Source organism: Hansschlegelia quercus (assembly GCF_004310425.1).
Classification (GTDB): domain Bacteria; phylum Pseudomonadota; class Alphaproteobacteria; order Rhizobiales; family Methylopilaceae; genus Methylopila; species Methylopila quercus.
Window position 1 is genome coordinate 233637 of sequence record NZ_SIUB01000003.1, and the last position, 14383, is coordinate 248019.

The 14383-nt window shown below is 68.4% G+C and carries 13 protein-coding genes and 1 tRNA gene; 9 read left to right on the top strand and 5 right to left on the bottom strand.

From position 1 onward, the window contains the following. Window positions 1-67 precede the first annotated feature (67 nt). A tRNA-Thr gene (locus EYR15_RS08095) sits at window positions 68-142 on the bottom strand. A 222-nt stretch (window positions 143-364) separates the two neighbouring features. Between EYR15_RS08095 and EYR15_RS08100 the strand changes: the two genes are divergently transcribed. Genes EYR15_RS08100 through EYR15_RS08110 form a run of 3 tightly spaced genes read left to right on the top strand, consistent with a single transcriptional unit; the run spans window position 365 to window position 5396 of the window. Continuing rightward, window positions 365-997, top strand: a complete 633-nt coding sequence (locus EYR15_RS08100) for a TetR/AcrR family transcriptional regulator (RefSeq protein ID WP_131002860.1) — start codon at window positions 365-367, stop codon at window positions 995-997. Next, window positions 994-2265, top strand: a complete 1272-nt coding sequence (locus EYR15_RS08105; protein ID WP_131002862.1) for an efflux RND transporter periplasmic adaptor subunit — start codon at window positions 994-996, stop codon at window positions 2263-2265. The genes EYR15_RS08100 and EYR15_RS08105 overlap by 4 nt, the downstream gene beginning before the upstream one ends. Further along, window positions 2262-5396, top strand: a complete 3135-nt coding sequence (locus EYR15_RS08110; protein ID WP_131002863.1) for an efflux RND transporter permease subunit — start codon at window positions 2262-2264, stop codon at window positions 5394-5396. The genes EYR15_RS08105 and EYR15_RS08110 overlap by 4 nt, the downstream gene beginning before the upstream one ends. Before the next feature lie 3 nt (window positions 5397-5399). On the opposite strand, the gene EYR15_RS08115 is transcribed toward EYR15_RS08110, so the two are convergent. Then, window positions 5400-6317, bottom strand: coding sequence for a ketopantoate reductase family protein (locus EYR15_RS08115; protein WP_131002865.1), 918 nt, complete (start codon window positions 6315-6317; stop codon window positions 5400-5402). 216 nt (window positions 6318-6533) lie between these two features. Here EYR15_RS08115 and EYR15_RS08120 point away from each other — a divergent pair, with 216 nt between their 5' ends. The 4 genes from EYR15_RS08120 (at window position 6534) to EYR15_RS08135 (ending at window position 10953) form a co-directional block, all read left to right on the top strand. Then, window positions 6534-7001: a (2Fe-2S)-binding protein gene (locus tag EYR15_RS08120; RefSeq protein WP_131002867.1), complete on the top strand. Its 468-nt coding sequence runs from the start codon at window positions 6534-6536 to the stop codon at window positions 6999-7001. Window positions 7002-7003: 2 nt separating this feature from the next. Beyond that, window positions 7004-9208, top strand: a complete 2205-nt coding sequence (locus EYR15_RS08125; protein WP_131002869.1) for a xanthine dehydrogenase family protein molybdopterin-binding subunit — start codon at window positions 7004-7006, stop codon at window positions 9206-9208. 135 nt (window positions 9209-9343) lie between these two features. Beyond that, window positions 9344-10096: an alpha/beta hydrolase gene (locus tag EYR15_RS08130; protein WP_131002871.1), complete on the top strand. Its 753-nt coding sequence runs from the start codon at window positions 9344-9346 to the stop codon at window positions 10094-10096. A gap of 83 nt (window positions 10097-10179) precedes the next feature. Continuing rightward, on the top strand, window positions 10180-10953 hold the full coding sequence (locus tag EYR15_RS08135) for a M48 family metallopeptidase (protein WP_131002872.1): 774 nt from the start codon (window positions 10180-10182) through the stop codon (window positions 10951-10953). On the opposite strand, the gene EYR15_RS08140 is transcribed toward EYR15_RS08135, so the two are convergent. Further along, window positions 10944-11270, bottom strand: a complete 327-nt coding sequence (locus EYR15_RS08140) for a DUF167 domain-containing protein (RefSeq protein ID WP_131002874.1) — start codon at window positions 11268-11270, stop codon at window positions 10944-10946. The genes EYR15_RS08135 and EYR15_RS08140 overlap by 10 nt on opposite strands. 76 nt (window positions 11271-11346) lie before the next feature. Between EYR15_RS08140 and EYR15_RS08145 the strand changes: the two genes are divergently transcribed. Continuing rightward, window positions 11347-12081: a type 1 glutamine amidotransferase gene (locus EYR15_RS08145; RefSeq protein WP_131002876.1), complete on the top strand. Its 735-nt coding sequence runs from the start codon at window positions 11347-11349 to the stop codon at window positions 12079-12081. 3 nt (window positions 12082-12084) lie between these two features. Here the strand turns inward: EYR15_RS08145 and EYR15_RS08150 are convergent, their stop codons facing one another. After that, window positions 12085-13074 (bottom strand): TraB/GumN family protein, encoded by a 990-nt coding sequence (locus EYR15_RS08150; protein WP_131002878.1) that lies wholly within the window; start codon window positions 13072-13074, stop codon window positions 12085-12087. A gap of 127 nt (window positions 13075-13201) precedes the next feature. On the opposite strand from EYR15_RS08150, the gene EYR15_RS08155 reads away from it, so the two are divergent. Next, complete coding sequence (locus EYR15_RS08155) at window positions 13202-14011, top strand: HesA/MoeB/ThiF family protein (RefSeq protein ID WP_131002880.1); 810 nt, start codon at window positions 13202-13204, stop codon at window positions 14009-14011. A 3-nt stretch (window positions 14012-14014) separates the two neighbouring features. Here the strand turns inward: EYR15_RS08155 and EYR15_RS08160 are convergent, their stop codons facing one another. Then, window positions 14015-14368 carry a hypothetical protein gene (locus tag EYR15_RS08160; RefSeq protein WP_245498209.1) on the bottom strand — a complete coding sequence of 118 codons (354 nt, stop codon included), beginning with the start codon at window positions 14366-14368 and terminating at the stop codon, window positions 14015-14017. Between the last annotated feature and the right edge of the window lie 15 nt (window positions 14369-14383).

Sequence of the window (14383 nt, forward strand, 5' to 3'; positions counted from 1 at the left end):
CCGGATCGGATCTAGCCACGACGGTGGTGGGCGGGGCGTTAGATGGCGCAGGCGGCGCCGATCGGAATGGTGCTGTGAGAGAGGATTGAACTCTCGACCTCTCCCTTACCAAGGGAGTGCTCTACCACTGAGCTACCACAGCGCCGGGGCTTTTCGTCCGGCCGCGAAGCAGGAGCCGGAAAGCGCGCGGAAACTGCCACAAGGGTCCTTGAGGCGCAAGCGCGAAGGGCTAGGCGCGCACAGGCTGGCGCCCGAGCTTCAAACAGTATGCGCTCGCGGCCGGATTGCGGAGGAGATTTGCCAAAGAAGCGGCCGTGTGTACTATGCGAACGAACGTTCGCTCTCGTGCTATGGCTCTCACTCGATGAATGACCTTTCCCCCGTCAGGGATCCGCGGCTCGCCCGGCAGGAGGATCAGCGCAAGCGCATTCTGGACGCGGCGATCGTCTGCTTCGCGCGCGGCGGGTTCCACGCGACGGGCATGCAGGCGGTGTGCGCCGAAGCCGGCATGAGCCCGGGCGCGCTCTATCGCTACTTCCCGTCAAAGGACGCGATCATCGAGGCTATCGTCGAGCGTGACCGCGCCGTAATCCCAGGACAGCTGCAGCCCCTGCTGGAAGCCGATGACGTCGTCGAGGCTCTGATCGCCGCCGCCCACGCCTTTATGACCGGCGCCCTGCAGCCGGATAGCCTGCCGCTCTTTCCGGAGCTTTATGCGGAGGCGGTGCGCAATCCCGCGGTAAGAGCCATCTCGAACCGCTGCGAGGATGAGGTGCGTGACATTCTCGTGCGGGTGATCGAGCGCGGCGTGACGCTCGGTCAGATCGACCGAAGCCTCAATGCCCTTGAGGCCGTGCGCTTCCTGATGGCGATGACGGACGGCGTGCTTATGAGGCTCCTGTTGGAGCCTGGAGCCGAGCTCGTAGGGTTGATGCCGATGTTCGAGCGCGCGATGCGGGCTTTCCTCGCGCCGAAGCCTGCGGGAGTCGCAGCATGAGCGGCGCTAACGGGAAGAAGAAGGTGTGGCTGCGCGCGGTGGTCGTGCTTGCGATCCTTGGCGCCGCTGGCGGCTACGCATTCCGCGACGAGATCGCGCTGAAGCTCGGGGCTCGTGAGGTCGCGCAGGCGGAGACCGCTGCGCCGCCGCCTGCGCCGAAACCGCCCTCGATCACTGTCGCGGCGGCCGAGCGGCGCGAGATCGCGCAGACGCTGGTCGTCACCGGCACGCTGGTGGCGCGCGACGAGATCCTGGTCGGCGCGCAGATCGACGGGCTGAGGCTCGACGAATATCTCGTCGACATCGGCGACAAGGTGCAGAAGGGCCAGGTGATGGCGCGGCTCGACCGCGACATGCTCGACGTCCAGCTCGCGCAGAACGCCTCATCGATCGCAAAGTCCGAAGCCGCCATCGCGCAGGTCAACGCCGCGATCGCCGAGGCCGAGGCCTCCCGCGTCGACGCGGAGGCCGCGTTGAAGCGCGCCGACACGCTGAAGAAGACCGGCGACGTCACGCTTGAGATCGCGCAAACGCGCGAGACGGCGATGCGCGTGGCGGACGCGCGGCTCCGCGCCCAGAACGAGAACCTCAAGGTCGCACAGGCCGAGCGCACGCTCGCCGAGGCGCAGAAGCGCGAGATCGAACTACGCATCGCCCGCGCCGAGGTCCGCGCGCCGGCGGCCGGGATCGTCGCGAGCCGTACCGCCCGTGTCGGCCAGATCGTCGGCATGTCGGGCGAGCCGCTGTTCCGTCTGGTGCGCGGCGGCGAAGTCGAGCTCGAGGCGCAGGCGACCGAAGGCCGGCTTCATTCGGTTGCGCCCGGCCAATCCGTCCGGGTCGAGGTCGCGGGGATAGACCAGCCGGTCGAAGGCCGGGTGCGCCTCGTCTCCCCGGTGATCGACCCTCAGAACCGGCTGGGCATCGTGAAGATCTCGCTGCCGGCCGATCGCGGCCTGCGCCCCGGCCTGTTCGCCCGCGGGGCTATCGAGACTGCCCGGCGCGAGGGCGTCACAGTCCCGCATTCGGCGGTGCTATACGGCCCGTCCGGCGCGCGGACGCAGGTCGTCGAGAACGACGTCGTCGCGGAGCGCCTCGTCACGACCGGGCTTCATGACGAGCGCGGCGTCGAGATCGTCAGCGGCCTTGTAGCCGGCGACCAGGTCGTGGCGCGCGCAGGCGGCTTCCTGCGAGAGGGCGACCGCATCACTGCCGTGCCGGCCGCGGCGGTCACTGCGGACGCGGCCGGCCAGCAGGGTTCGGCGCCATGAGGCTCAACGTCTCCGCGGGCGCGATCCGCAAGCCGATCCCGCCGCTGGTGCTGTTCGCGGTGCTGATCGCGATCGGCATCTATTCGTTCCTGTCGCTGCCTATCACCCGCATGCCGAACATCGACCTGCCGCTGGTGTCGGTCACGATCAACCAGCCGGGCGCCGCGCCGAGCGAGCTCGAGCTTCAGGTGACGAAGCGGGTCGAGACCACCGTCGCCGGCATCGCGGGCGTGAAGCACATCACCTCGACCGTGCATGACGGCTCGTCGACCACGATCGTCGAGTTCCAGCTCGAGACGCAGGTCGATCGCGCGGTGAACGACGTGCGCGACGCCGTCACCAAGATCCGCACCGACCTGCCGCAGTCGATCGAGGAGCCGCTGATCCAGCGCATCGATGTCGAGGGCATGGCGATCGCGACCTACGCGGCCTCCGCTCCCTCGATGACGCCGGAAGAACTGTCCTGGTTCGTCGACGACCGGGTGACGCGCGCGCTGCAGGCAGTTGGCGGCGTCGCCCAGGTGAAGCGCGAAGGCGGCGTCGACCGCGAGATCCGCATCGCGCTCGATCCCGGCCGGCTTCAATCGCTCGGGATTACCGCCGCTGATGTCAATTCCCAACTCCGCGCCACCAATGTCGACCTCGCCGGTGGGCGCGGCGAGATCGGCGCGCAGGAGCAGACCGTGCGCACGCTCGCGGGCGCTCTGACCGTCGAGAAGCTCGGCCAGACGCGCATCATCCTGCCCGGCGGCCGCGACGTCAGGCTCTCCGAGATCGGCTCGGTCACGGACGGTTCGGCGGAGCCGCGCGTCTCGGCACGGCTTGACGGACGGCCGATCGTCGCCTTCGGCATCTACCGCGCGAAGGGCCATTCCGACGTCTCCGTCGCCGAGGCTGCCAAGGCGCGGCTGGCGGAGCTCGGGAAGCAGTATCCGGACGTCACGCTCACCCTGATCGACACGACCGTCCGCTACACTGAATTGGATTACCGTTCGGCGATGCACACGCTGATCGAGGGCGCGATCCTCGCGGTCGTCGTCGTGTTCCTGTTCCTGCGGGATTTCCGGGCGACGATCATTTCCACGCTCGCGATCCCGCTGTCGATCCTGCCCACCTTTTTCGTCATGGACTGGCTCGGCTTCTCGCTGAACGCCGTCAGCCTGCTCGCGGTCACCCTCGTCACCGGCATCTTGGTCGACGACGCGATCGTCGAGATCGAGAACATCGTCCGCCACATGCGGATGGGCAAATCGCCCTATCGCGCTTCGATCGAGGCGGCTGACGAGATCGGTCTCGCCGTCGTCGCGACCACCGCCACCATCATCGCGGTTTTCATGCCAGTCAGCTTCATGGGCGGCATCGCCGGGCAGTACTTCAAGCAGTTCGGCATCACGGTGGCGGTGGCGGTCGCCTTCTCGCTGCTGGTGGCCCGCCTCATCACGCCGCTGCTCGCGGCCTTCTTCCTGCGCGACCACGGCGCGCGCGAGGAGGAAGACGGGCCGGTGACGCGCGCCTATCTCAAACTGCTCTCGGCGTCGGTGCGCTGGCGCTTCGTCACGGTGGGCGTGGGCGTCGCGCTGTTCGTCGGCTCCGTGATGCTGTCGGGCCTGCTGCCCTCCGGCTTCCTGCCCGAGAACGACACGTCCCGCTCCATTCTCAAGATCGAGTTGCCGCCCGGCTCCACGCTCGCGCAGACGGAAGGCGTCGGCGCGAAGATCACCGCGATGCTGAAAGAAAGACCCGAGGTCGCCTCCGTCTACGCATCCGTCGGCGCGGATTCGGTCGGCGGCGCTATGATCGCGACCGGCGAGGTCCGCAAGCTCGTCATGATCGTGAACCTCAAGCCGCGGGCCGAGCGCGCTCTGTCGCAGAAGAAGTTCGAAGGCGAGTTCCGCGGCGCTCTCGCGGAAATACCCGATATCCGCACCAATTTCGGCAACGACAACGGGCAGCGGCAATTCTCGCTGATCGTCTCGGGCGCAGACGGCGGAGAGGTGGAGCGAGCCGCGGTCGCGATCGAGAAGCAGACGCGCGAGCGCGTGCCTTCGCTGATGAACGTGATCTCGACGGCCGCGATGGACCGCCCGGAGATCCGGATCGCCCCCAAGCTCGACGAGGCCGCGGAGCTCGGCGTCTCGGTCGCGCAGATTGCTGAGACGGTGAGGATCGCGACCATCGGCGACATCGCTCAGAACCTCGCGAAATTCTCCGCGGGCGACCGTCAGGTGCCGATCCGCGTCCAGTTGGACCAGGCCGCGCGCAGCGACGTCACGACCTTTGAGCAGCTCAAGGTGCGCACCGGATCCGGCGGCGCGGTGCCGCTGTCGGCTGTGGCGGAGATCTCCTTCGGGCAGGGGCCGACCAGCCTAGACCGCTTCGACCGCGATCGCCGCGTGGCGATCGAAGGCGACCTCGCCCCTGGCCGTACCCTCGGCGAGGCGCTCGCCGCGGTGAAGGCTCTGCCGGCTGCGACCGCGCTGCCCGCCGGTCTCACGCTGAAGGAGTCCGGCGACGTCGAGATCATGCAGGAGGTGTTCACCGGCTTCGCCGTCGCGATGGGCGCCGGCGTGCTGCTCGTCTTCGCCGTGCTGGTGCTGCTGTTCGCGAATGTCGCGCAGCCCGTCACCATCCTCGTCGCGCTGCCGCTGTCGATCGGCGGCGCCTTCGTGGCGCTGCTCGCGACCAATAACTCCGTCAGCCTGCCCGTCGTGATCGGCTTCCTGATGCTGATGGGCATCGTCACCAAGAACGCGATCCTGCTGGTCGACTTCGCGATCGAGGAGCAGGCGGCGGGCGTGCCCCGCACGGCCGCGCTGATCGACGCCGGCCGCAAGCGCGCGCGACCGATCGTTATGACGACGGTCGCGATGGTCGCCGGCATGATCCCGTCGGCGCTCGCGCTCGGCGAGGGCGGCTCGTTCCGTGCGCCGATGGCGATCGCGGTCATCGGCGGGCTGATCGCCTCGACGGTGCTGAGCCTCGTCTTCGTACCGGCGGTCTACACCATCATGGACGATCTCAGCCGCTTGTTCGGCTGGGTGTTCGGCCGCTTTGTCGGACCCCGCGACGAGGCGGCGGAAGAGCCGCCGTCGTCTGCCGTCGTGCAAGCCTACGCCCGCGCCGCGGAGTAGCGCTCAGGCGTCAGACCTGAGCGCCTCGTAGGCCTGCATGTGAGCGAGCGCGAGCGTCAGGTATGGCGCTGCGATCCCCGCAGCGCGTGCGCGCAAGACCATATCGCCGAAGATGTGGTCGTGCTCGGTCCGTCCGCCTTCGCGAAGATCGCGCAGCATCGAGGCGGTGTGGGCGGAGCCTTCCTTGGTGAGCAATTCGCGGGTCTCGGAAAGCGCGTCCGCGCGAGGCGCGTGGCCGGCCGCGGTCGCGATCGCGGCGCATTCGTCGATGAAGCCGATCGCGATCGAGCGTCCGTCGGCAGCCGTCATGATCGCGCCGATCGGCGCGCGCATCAGGCAGGTGAGGCCGGCGAGCGCCGCGATGAAGAGGTATTTCTCCCACATCGCCTGGTCGATCTCGTCGGTCAGGACCGGAGCAAATCCTCCGAGCTCGAGGACCGGCAGCAGCCGTTCGCAGACGTCCTTCTGGGCAGGCTCGCGTGGCCCGTAGACGAAGCGCTGCATCGTGCTGAAGTGCAGGATCGAGCCGTCCGGCCTGAGTTGCCCCGGCATCTGCACAAGGCCGCCGGCGACCCGTGCGCAGCCGAAGCGGGCGTCGAGATCGTCATAATGCCGCGCGCCGTTCAGAAGCGGGATCACCAGCGTGTCGGGGCCGACAGCCGGCGAAATCGCGTCGATCGCGCTCGCGAGGTCGTAGGCCTTGCAAGACAGTAGAACGGCGTCGAACGTCTCGCGCGCCTCGGTGACCGTCTTCACCTTGGTCGCGCCGTCGCCCACCGGGCTCTCGATCCTGAGCCCGTTCTTCGCGAGCAGTTTGGCGCGCGCGGGGCGCACCAGGAACGTCACGTCGGCGCCGCCCGCCGCGAGCCGCCCGCCGAAATAGCCGCCGATCGCGCCGGCGCCCAGAACCAGAAGACGCATCCATTTCTCCTCGATGAACCCCGGCGGGGCAGGTGGCGCGGCGCGCCCCGGATTGCACGTTCAAGATCGCGCTTCAACCGGACACGATTGCGTCCGCGCAAGACTTCTTGTCTGGAACCGCTCCAATCGCGCCTTTAGCATATGACGCATTCCAGACAGCTGCGGCCGGCGAGCCGCCGCTCAAGCGCGGACCGATGGGTCCGACGGGAGAACGTCATGATCAAACTGAAAATCAACGGCCAGGAGAGGTCCGTCGACCTCGACGCCGAAACCCCGCTTCTTTGGGTCCTGCGCGACGAGCTCGGCCTGACCGGGACCAAATTCGGCTGCGGCGTCGCGCTCTGCGGCGCCTGCACGGTGCATATGGGGGGCGTTGCGACGCGCTCCTGCCAGACCCCGATCGGCGACGTCGACGGCGACATCGTCACCATCGAAGGCCTCGTCGGAAAGGACGGCTCGAAGGAAGGCCACGCGGTGCAGGCAGCCTGGCGCGCGCTCGACGTCGTGCAGTGCGGCTATTGCCAGTCCGGCCAGATGATGTCGGCGGCCTCGTTGCTCGCGCAGAACAAGAAGCCGACCGACGACGAGATCACTGCCGCGATGAACGGCAATGTCTGCCGCTGCGCGACCTATCAGCGCGTCCGCGCCGCCGTGCATGACGCGGCGAAGAGGCTGGAGGCCTGATCATGAGCGTTCTCGACAGGATCAGGGGCGACAAGCCCACCGACATGAACCGCCGCGGCTTCCTCGCGATCGCGGGAGGCGCGGGCGTCGGCCTGATGGTCGGCCTCAAGCCCTTCGCCGCCGAGGCCGAGGCTGCCGCAGGCGGGATTGTCCAGTTCAACCCGTTCGTGAAGGTCTCACCGGACGGCGCGATCACCGTCGTCGTCAAGCATCTCGACATGGGGCAGGGACCGACGACCGGCCTCGCCACCCTCATCGCCGAGGAGATGGACGCCGATTGGAGCCAGATGCGCACCGAGTTCGCGCCGGCCGACAACGTCGTCTACGCCAACCTCGCCTTCAAGGCGCAAGGCACCGGCGGCTCGACCGCGATGGCGAATTCCTGGGAGCAATACCGGACGGCGGGCGCGGCCGCGCGCGCCGTGCTGGTGAAGGCCGCAGCCGACAAGTGGCAGGTCTCGCAGGGCGAGATCACGGTCGCCAAGGGCGTACTCACCCATCCCTCCGGCAAACGCGGGACCTATGGCGAGTTCGCCGAAGCGGCCTCGAAGATCCCGCCGCCGACCGGCATGGCCCAGGAGACGCCCTACAAGGAGCCCGAAAAGTTCAAGCTGATCGGCAAAGAGGGCTTTCACCGGATCGACAACGACCCGAAGACCGACGGCACGGCGATCTACACGCAGGACGTGAAGCTGCCGGGCATGCTGGTCGCGGTGGTCGCCCATCCTCCGCGCTTCGGCGGAAAGGTGAAGAGCTTCGACGACGCGGAAGCGAAGAAGGTCAAGGGCGTTGAGCGGGTCGTCCAGATCCCGCAGGGCGTCGCGGTGCTCGCCAAGAACACCTTCGCCGCCATCAAGGGCCGCAACGCGCTGAAGGTCGAGTGGGACGACAGCGCCGCCGAGATGCGCGGCTCCGAAGAGCTGCTCAAGATGGCGAAGGAGGCCGTGTCGAAGCCCGGCGTGGCGACGGCGACCAACAAGGGCGACGCCGAGGGCGCGCTCGCTGGCGCGGCCAAGGTGATCGAGGCCGAGTACACCTTCCCCTATCTGGCGCATGCGCCGATGGAGCCGCTCAACTGCGTCGTCGACCTGAAAAAGGACGGCGCCCGGCTGATCTACGGCGCGCAGTTCCAGGGGATCGACCAGCCGACGGTCGCGGCGCTCACGGGCCTCAGGCCCGACCAGGTGAAGATCGAGACGGTGTGGGCCGGCGGCAGCTTCGGCCGCCGCGCGGTGCCGACCGCCGACTACGTCACCGAGGCCGTGATGATCGCCAAGGCTATCGATGGGGCGAACCCGGTCAAGCTGGTCTGGACCCGCGAGGACGACACGAAGGGCGGCTACTACCGGCCGTTCTACGCCCACAAGGTGCGCGCCGCGATCGGAGCGGACGGCATGCCGGTCGCCTGGTCGCATCGCATCGCCGGCCAGTCGATCTTCGCCGGCACCGCGCTCGAGGCGATGGCGGTCAAGGACGGCGTCGACGACACCTCGGTCGAAGGCGCGTCGAACCTCGCTTACGCCGTGCCGAACCTGAAGGTCGAGCTCACGACGCTTAAAGTAGGCGTGCCGGTGCTCTGGTGGCGTTCGGTGGGCCACACCCACACCGCCCATGTCGTCGAGACCATGATCGACGAACTTGCGCACGCAGCCGGCAAGGATCCGGTTGAGTACCGCCTCGCGCTGCTCAAGGACAAGCCCCGCCACACGGCGGCGCTGAAGCTTGTGGCGGAGAAGGCCGGCTGGGGCGGCAAGCTCGAGAAGGGCAAGGGGCGCGGCGTCGCCGTTCACGAGAGCTTCAAGTCCGTCGTCGCCCAGGTCGTCGAGGTGACGATCCAGAAGGATGGCGGCGTGAAGGTCGACCGGGTGGTCGCGGCGGTCGACTGCGGCACCGTGATCAACCCGGACGTCGTGCGCGCCCAGGTCGAGGGCGGCGTCGGCTTCGGCCTCGGCGCTGCGCTCCGCAACGCCATCACGCTCGACGGCGGCGTCGTGCAGGAGGCGAACTTCGACAGCTACGAGCCGCTCCGGATGGGCGACATGCCGAAGGTCGAGGTTTACACCGTCGTGTCGCAGCAGCCGCCCACCGGCATCGGAGAGCCGGGCGTTCCCCCGCTCGCGCCGGCGCTCGCCAACGCGATCTTCTCCGCCACCGGCAAACGCCTTCGCGACCTGCCCCTCGGCGACCAGAAGTTCACGATCGCCTGAGGCCGCTTGGGAGTTGCGATGAAGGCCGGCGCGAGAGCGCCGGCTTTTTCATTTAGGCGAAGCACGCAGCAGGCCCCGCTGCTTTATCCCTCAGCCGCCGCCCGCTATGCCTCGCGCGAACCGAGGGCGCTGCGCATGACCGATCCCATCTCCGAACGCTTCACGGTCGGCGACCGCGAAATCGCGGTGCTGCGCCGCGAGGGCGACGGGCCCTGCGTCGTCTGGCTCGGCGGATTCCGCTCTGACATGACCGCGACCAAGGCGAGCGCGATCGATGCTTGGGGCGCCGCGAACGGCCGGGCCGTGCTGCGCTTCGACTATTCCGGCCACGGCGCCTCGAGCGGGCGCTTCGAGGACGGCACGATCGGACTCTGGCTCGAGGACACGCTCGCCGCAATCGAACGTTACGCCGGGCCGGCGCCGATCCTCGTCGGCTCCTCTATGGGCGGATGGATTGCGCTGCTCGCGGCAAGGCTGATGGCGGCGCCGCCCTCCGGCCTCGTGCTGATCGCGCCCGCTGTCGACTTCACGGAGGAGCTGATGTGGGCCGATTTCCCCGAACCCGTCCGCGGAGAGATCATGACCGCCGGCTGCTGGATGCGCCCCAGCGAGTATGGGCCGCCTTATCCGATCACCCGGGCGCTGATCGAGGATGGGCGGCGCCATCTCATGCTCGGCGGACCGATCCGCGCCGGCGCGCCGGTGCACATCCTGCAGGGCATGGACGACGTCGACGTGCCCTGGGCGCACACGATCAAGGTCGTCGAGCGGCTCGCGGAGGACGACGTCGTCGTCACGCTCGTGAAAGGCGGCGACCACAGGCTGTCGCGCGAAGAGGACATCGCCCGGCTGATAGAAGCCGTGGACGGGATAGCGGCGCGCGCCTGACGGGGCTCGCCATTCCCGAATCGGCACGCTTAAAGTCGAGCCGGCGCTGATTCGTGGCGTCGCTTCGGGAGCTTGGCTTTCGGATGTCCCTGTTCCGAGCCCTTCGCGCGACCGCCTTCCGCTCCCGCCCCGATGCGCGGCTGCGCGACGATTCGTTCGTCGTGGCGACGCGCTTCGGCCATGTGGCGATCGCGATCCGCCGCTCGGGACAGGCCCGGCGCATGACGCTGCGCGTGCGCGCGGCGACCCGCGACGTGACGCTGACCCTGCCCTCCGCCGCCTCGATTTCCGGCGCGCAGGACTTCATCGAGCGCCATGTTGGCTGGATCGAGCAGCGGCTCGCGCGGCTGCCCGAGCGCATTCCCTTCGAGGCCGGTGAGACCATTCCGTTGCGCGGCGTCGGCCACCGCATCATCTGGCGCGAGGGCGCGCGCGGCGTGGTCCGGGTGGAGCCGGGTCTGCGTGGAGAGGAGCCGCGCCTTGTCGTCTATGGCGGACCGCACCACGCGCCGCGCCGGATGCTAGATTTCCTGAAGCGCGAGGCCCGCAAGGATTTGGCCGAGGCTGTCTCCCGGCACGCCGCGGCTCTCGGCGTCTCGGTCGGGCGCATCACGATCAAGGACACCAAGAGCCGCTGGGGCTCGTGCTCGGTCGTCGGCGATCTCGCCTTCTCGTGGCGCCTCATCCTCGCGCCGGTCTACGTGCTCGACTATCTCGCGGCCCACGAGGTGGCGCATCGCCGCGAGATGAATCACGGGCCGCGCTACTGGGCGAACGTCGCCCGGCTGATCCCCGATTTCGACCGCGCCGAGGACTGGCTGAAGGCTCACGGCGCGACGCTGCACCGTTACGGCTGAGCCGCGATCAGCGTTTCGACCCGGGCGGCGAGATCATGCGGATCGCCGTCGAGCCTCAGCGTCTTCGACCGCGACGTCTCGCCTGAAGCGATGACCACATCCGCCTTGCGAAGCTTGAGGGTCTTGGAGACTAGCGCGATCAGCGCCGCGTTGGCCGCCCCGTCGACCGGCGCCGCCGCGAGCTTGGCCTGCAGCGCGGTTCGCCCGTCCCCATCGCGATGGAGCCCGCCGAGCGCGTCCATCCGAGCGCGCGGCGTCACCCGCACCCGAAGGCGCAAGGTTCCGGTCTCGATCGAGTAGGGTTTCGGCTCGTCCATGCGCTTTCGATACATGACGGCGGCCGCCGGGCCGCCTAGACTTCTCAGCGCAGCCCAAGCGACGGAGCCTCATTCCATGCGCATCCTCGTCCTCCAGCACCTCGACGTCGAAGGCCCCGGCGCGTTCGGCGAGTTCTGGACGGAGGCAGGCTTCGAGCAGCGCGTGGTCGAGCTCGACGAAGGCGAGGCGATCCCGGACCTCGACGGCTTCGACCTGATGGCCGTGATGGGCGGGCCGATGGACGTCTGGGAGGAGGACGCGCACCCCTGGCTCAAGGCCGAGAAAAGCGCGATCCGGGCTTGGGTGAAGGACCTCGGCCGACCCTATCTCGGCATCTGCCTCGGCCACCAGCTGCTGGGCGCTGCGCTCGGCGGCGAAGTCGGGCCGATGAAGGCGACGCCCGAGGTCGGGCTCCACGAAGTAGGGCTGACCGCAGACGGCGCTCGCGATCCGCTGTTCGCCGGGCTCGGACCGTCGCTCGACGTGCTGCAATGGCACGGCGCCGAAGTTTCTCGCCCGCCGGAGGGCGCGACGGTGCTCGCGCGAAGCGCCGCCTGTCCGGTTCAGGCGATGCGCTGGGGCCCAGTCGCCTACGGGCTCCAATTCCATCCCGAGGTGGTCGCCCAGACAGTCGAGGACTGGCGTCGCATTCCAGAATATTGGGCGAGCCTGAATAAGGCGCTGGGGCCTGAGGAGGCCGAAGCGCTCGGGCCCGCGGTCATCGAGCGGCTGCCGAAGTTCCGGGAGACTGCGCGGACGATCGAGCGCAATCTCGCGAGCGTCTGGACGGCGGCGGTCAAGGCCGCCTGAGAGTCACCAGACCTTCACCAGCGTATAACCCTCGGCCCGAAGCAGCTCGACGAGGCCCTTTTCGCCGGGCAGGTGAAGCGCGCCGACGGCGATCAGCGCCGAACCCTTTTCGAGCAGCGGCTTCACCCGCTCCGTCATCAAGCGGTTGCGCTTGTCGACGATGCCCTCGACGAAGTCGGCGTAGGACGACAGGTCCATCGCCTCGCCGAACGTTTCCTTGGTCATCGCGAAGTACCAGCCAACGCGGCGCGCCCGGTAGAGCGCCAGCGTCGTCGCCTGCTGGTCGTCGCCGCCGTCCGGCTTTGCGACGGACTCGCGGATCATCTTCCGCGCCGTCTCCTCGGAAATCCTGGAGACCGCGTCGAGCTGTTCGCCGACGCTCTCAAGGCTGACAATCTCGGCGCCCTTGGCGCGTCCAAGCGCCTCCACGGTCGCGTCCACCGTCGGCTTGCCTTCGCTCATCTTCTTCAGTTCGCAGGCGGAAACCTCCAGCGTCAGCGCAAGGAACCAGGGCTTCAGCACGGTCGCGATCGATTCGGGCATGCCGGCGCCTTTGAGGCGCCGCTTGATCTCGGTGATCTGTTCGGGCGCGAACCCGTTCAGCGCGGCGCCCGAAAGATCGATGCCGTTGCTTGTGACATAGGCGACCATCGCGGCCTGGGAGGCGGCGCTGTTGGCGTCGGCGATCTCGACCGCGACCGTGCTGGATTGGGCGAGCGCGGCCTTCACCGGCTCCGAGAGCGCGACGAGATCGGGCTCGGTCGTGTGCATCGTGCCGAACAGGTAGGAGGCCGGCTTGCCGTCCTTCTCGATCCGCCAGAGCAGGCCGTCCGCGTTCGGGATTGCCTGCCCGGCAGTCTCGAAGGCTGCGTATTTGTCCGGCGTTTCCGCTTTCACCTTGGCGATGAGATCCTGCCCGCCGCACTCGGCGGCGACCGCCGGCGCCGCTGTGGCGAGGAGCGTTAAGGCGAGCACGAGATGGCGAAGCGGCATCGGACAATTCCGGTTAAGAGCAGCCGCAGCAGAGCATCAATTGGCGACGGCCGGGTTAATCCGCGCCTGCGTTCCGGCAAGGCCGGGTTAACTTGCGTGCGTCGCCGCGCCGCCTATTGTCCGCGCCATGGCGCTCTCCCCGCAAGAAGTCGAACGCTACGCCCGCCACATCGTGCTCCGCGACGTCGGCGGGCCAGGGCAGCAGAAGCTCAAAGCGGCGCGCGTGCTGATCGTCGGCGCCGGAGGTCTCGGCAGCCCGCTCGCGCTCTATCTCGCCGCCGCCGGGATCGGGACGATCGGGATCGTCGACGACGACGAGGTCTCGCTGTCGAACCTCCAGCGGCAGGTGCTCCACGGCACAGGCGACATCGGACGCAGGAAGACGGACTCGGCGGTCGACGCTCTCGCTCGGGTGAACCCGCATGTCGTCGTGGAGACGCACCCCGTCCGTCTCGACGCGTCCAACGCCATGGCGCTGATCGCGGCCTACGATCTTGTCGCGGACGGTTCGGACTCGTTCGCGACTCGCTATCTCGTCGCCGACGCCTGCGCGCTGGTCGGGCGGCCGCTGGTCACCGCCTCGCTCGGGACGTTCGACGGGACGCTGACGACCATCCGGACCCATGAGACGAGGGCCGACGGCAAACGGAATCCGACCTGGCGCTGCCTGTTTCCCGAGGCGCCTCCGCCTGGAACCGTTCCGTCCTGCGCGGAGGCCGGCGTGCTCGGGGCGCTCGCCGGCACGATGGGCTCGCTGATGGCGATCGAGGTTATCCGCGAGATCGTCGGCTTCGGCGAAGGGCTCGTGGGCCGTTTGCTGATCTTCGACGCTCTGTCCGCACGGTTCGAGACGCTGACCTATGAGTGGGATCCGGAGAACCCGGTGACGGGCGAGAACCCGACGATCCGGGATCTCTCCAGCCATGCTCGCGCCTGACGCTCAACGCGTCCAGGTGAAGGCCCCGCCGGAGCGACGGATGACCTTCAGCGCGCCATCGCCGTCCTTCATCGCGAGGTAGCAGGACTCGCGTTTGGCCTGCCCGAGCTTCATGCAGAAGCCGTCGTCGTCGAGCCGCCAAGTTCCGTCGCCGGACGATCCTGCCCGGCCGCCGGTGCGGGTGACCTTCCCGTCCTTGGCGAAGACGAACTGCGATTTTCCGCCGCGTGGTCCCGTGGTCGAGATCGTCCGACCGTCGAACCAGCCGGCTTCCAGCTCCTTGGGGCCGATGAGCTCCGCCGCCGCGGCCGAAGCCGCGAAGCCGAGCGACAGGATCAGGACAAGCCAACCACGCATAGCAGCCTCCATGTT

Coding starts and splice junctions, on each gene's coding strand:
- EYR15_RS08100 (WP_131002860.1), top strand. CDS start 365: ATGAATGACCTTTCCCCCGTCAGGGATCCGCGGCTCGCCCGGCAGGAG.
- EYR15_RS08105 (WP_131002862.1), top strand. CDS start 994: ATGAGCGGCGCTAACGGGAAGAAGAAGGTGTGGCTGCGCGCGGTGGTC.
- EYR15_RS08110 (WP_131002863.1), top strand. CDS start 2,262: ATGAGGCTCAACGTCTCCGCGGGCGCGATCCGCAAGCCGATCCCGCCG.
- EYR15_RS08115 (WP_131002865.1), bottom strand. CDS start 6,317: ATGCGTCTTCTGGTTCTGGGCGCCGGCGCGATCGGCGGCTATTTCGGC.
- EYR15_RS08120 (WP_131002867.1), top strand. CDS start 6,534: ATGATCAAACTGAAAATCAACGGCCAGGAGAGGTCCGTCGACCTCGAC.
- EYR15_RS08125 (WP_131002869.1), top strand. CDS start 7,004: ATGAGCGTTCTCGACAGGATCAGGGGCGACAAGCCCACCGACATGAAC.
- EYR15_RS08130 (WP_131002871.1), top strand. CDS start 9,344: ATGACCGATCCCATCTCCGAACGCTTCACGGTCGGCGACCGCGAAATC.
- EYR15_RS08135 (WP_131002872.1), top strand. CDS start 10,180: ATGTCCCTGTTCCGAGCCCTTCGCGCGACCGCCTTCCGCTCCCGCCCC.
- EYR15_RS08140 (WP_131002874.1), bottom strand. CDS start 11,270: ATGGACGAGCCGAAACCCTACTCGATCGAGACCGGAACCTTGCGCCTT.
- EYR15_RS08145 (WP_131002876.1), top strand. CDS start 11,347: ATGCGCATCCTCGTCCTCCAGCACCTCGACGTCGAAGGCCCCGGCGCG.
- EYR15_RS08150 (WP_131002878.1), bottom strand. CDS start 13,074: ATGCCGCTTCGCCATCTCGTGCTCGCCTTAACGCTCCTCGCCACAGCG.
- EYR15_RS08155 (WP_131002880.1), top strand. CDS start 13,202: ATGGCGCTCTCCCCGCAAGAAGTCGAACGCTACGCCCGCCACATCGTG.
- EYR15_RS08160 (WP_245498209.1), bottom strand. CDS start 14,368: ATGCGTGGTTGGCTTGTCCTGATCCTGTCGCTCGGCTTCGCGGCTTCG.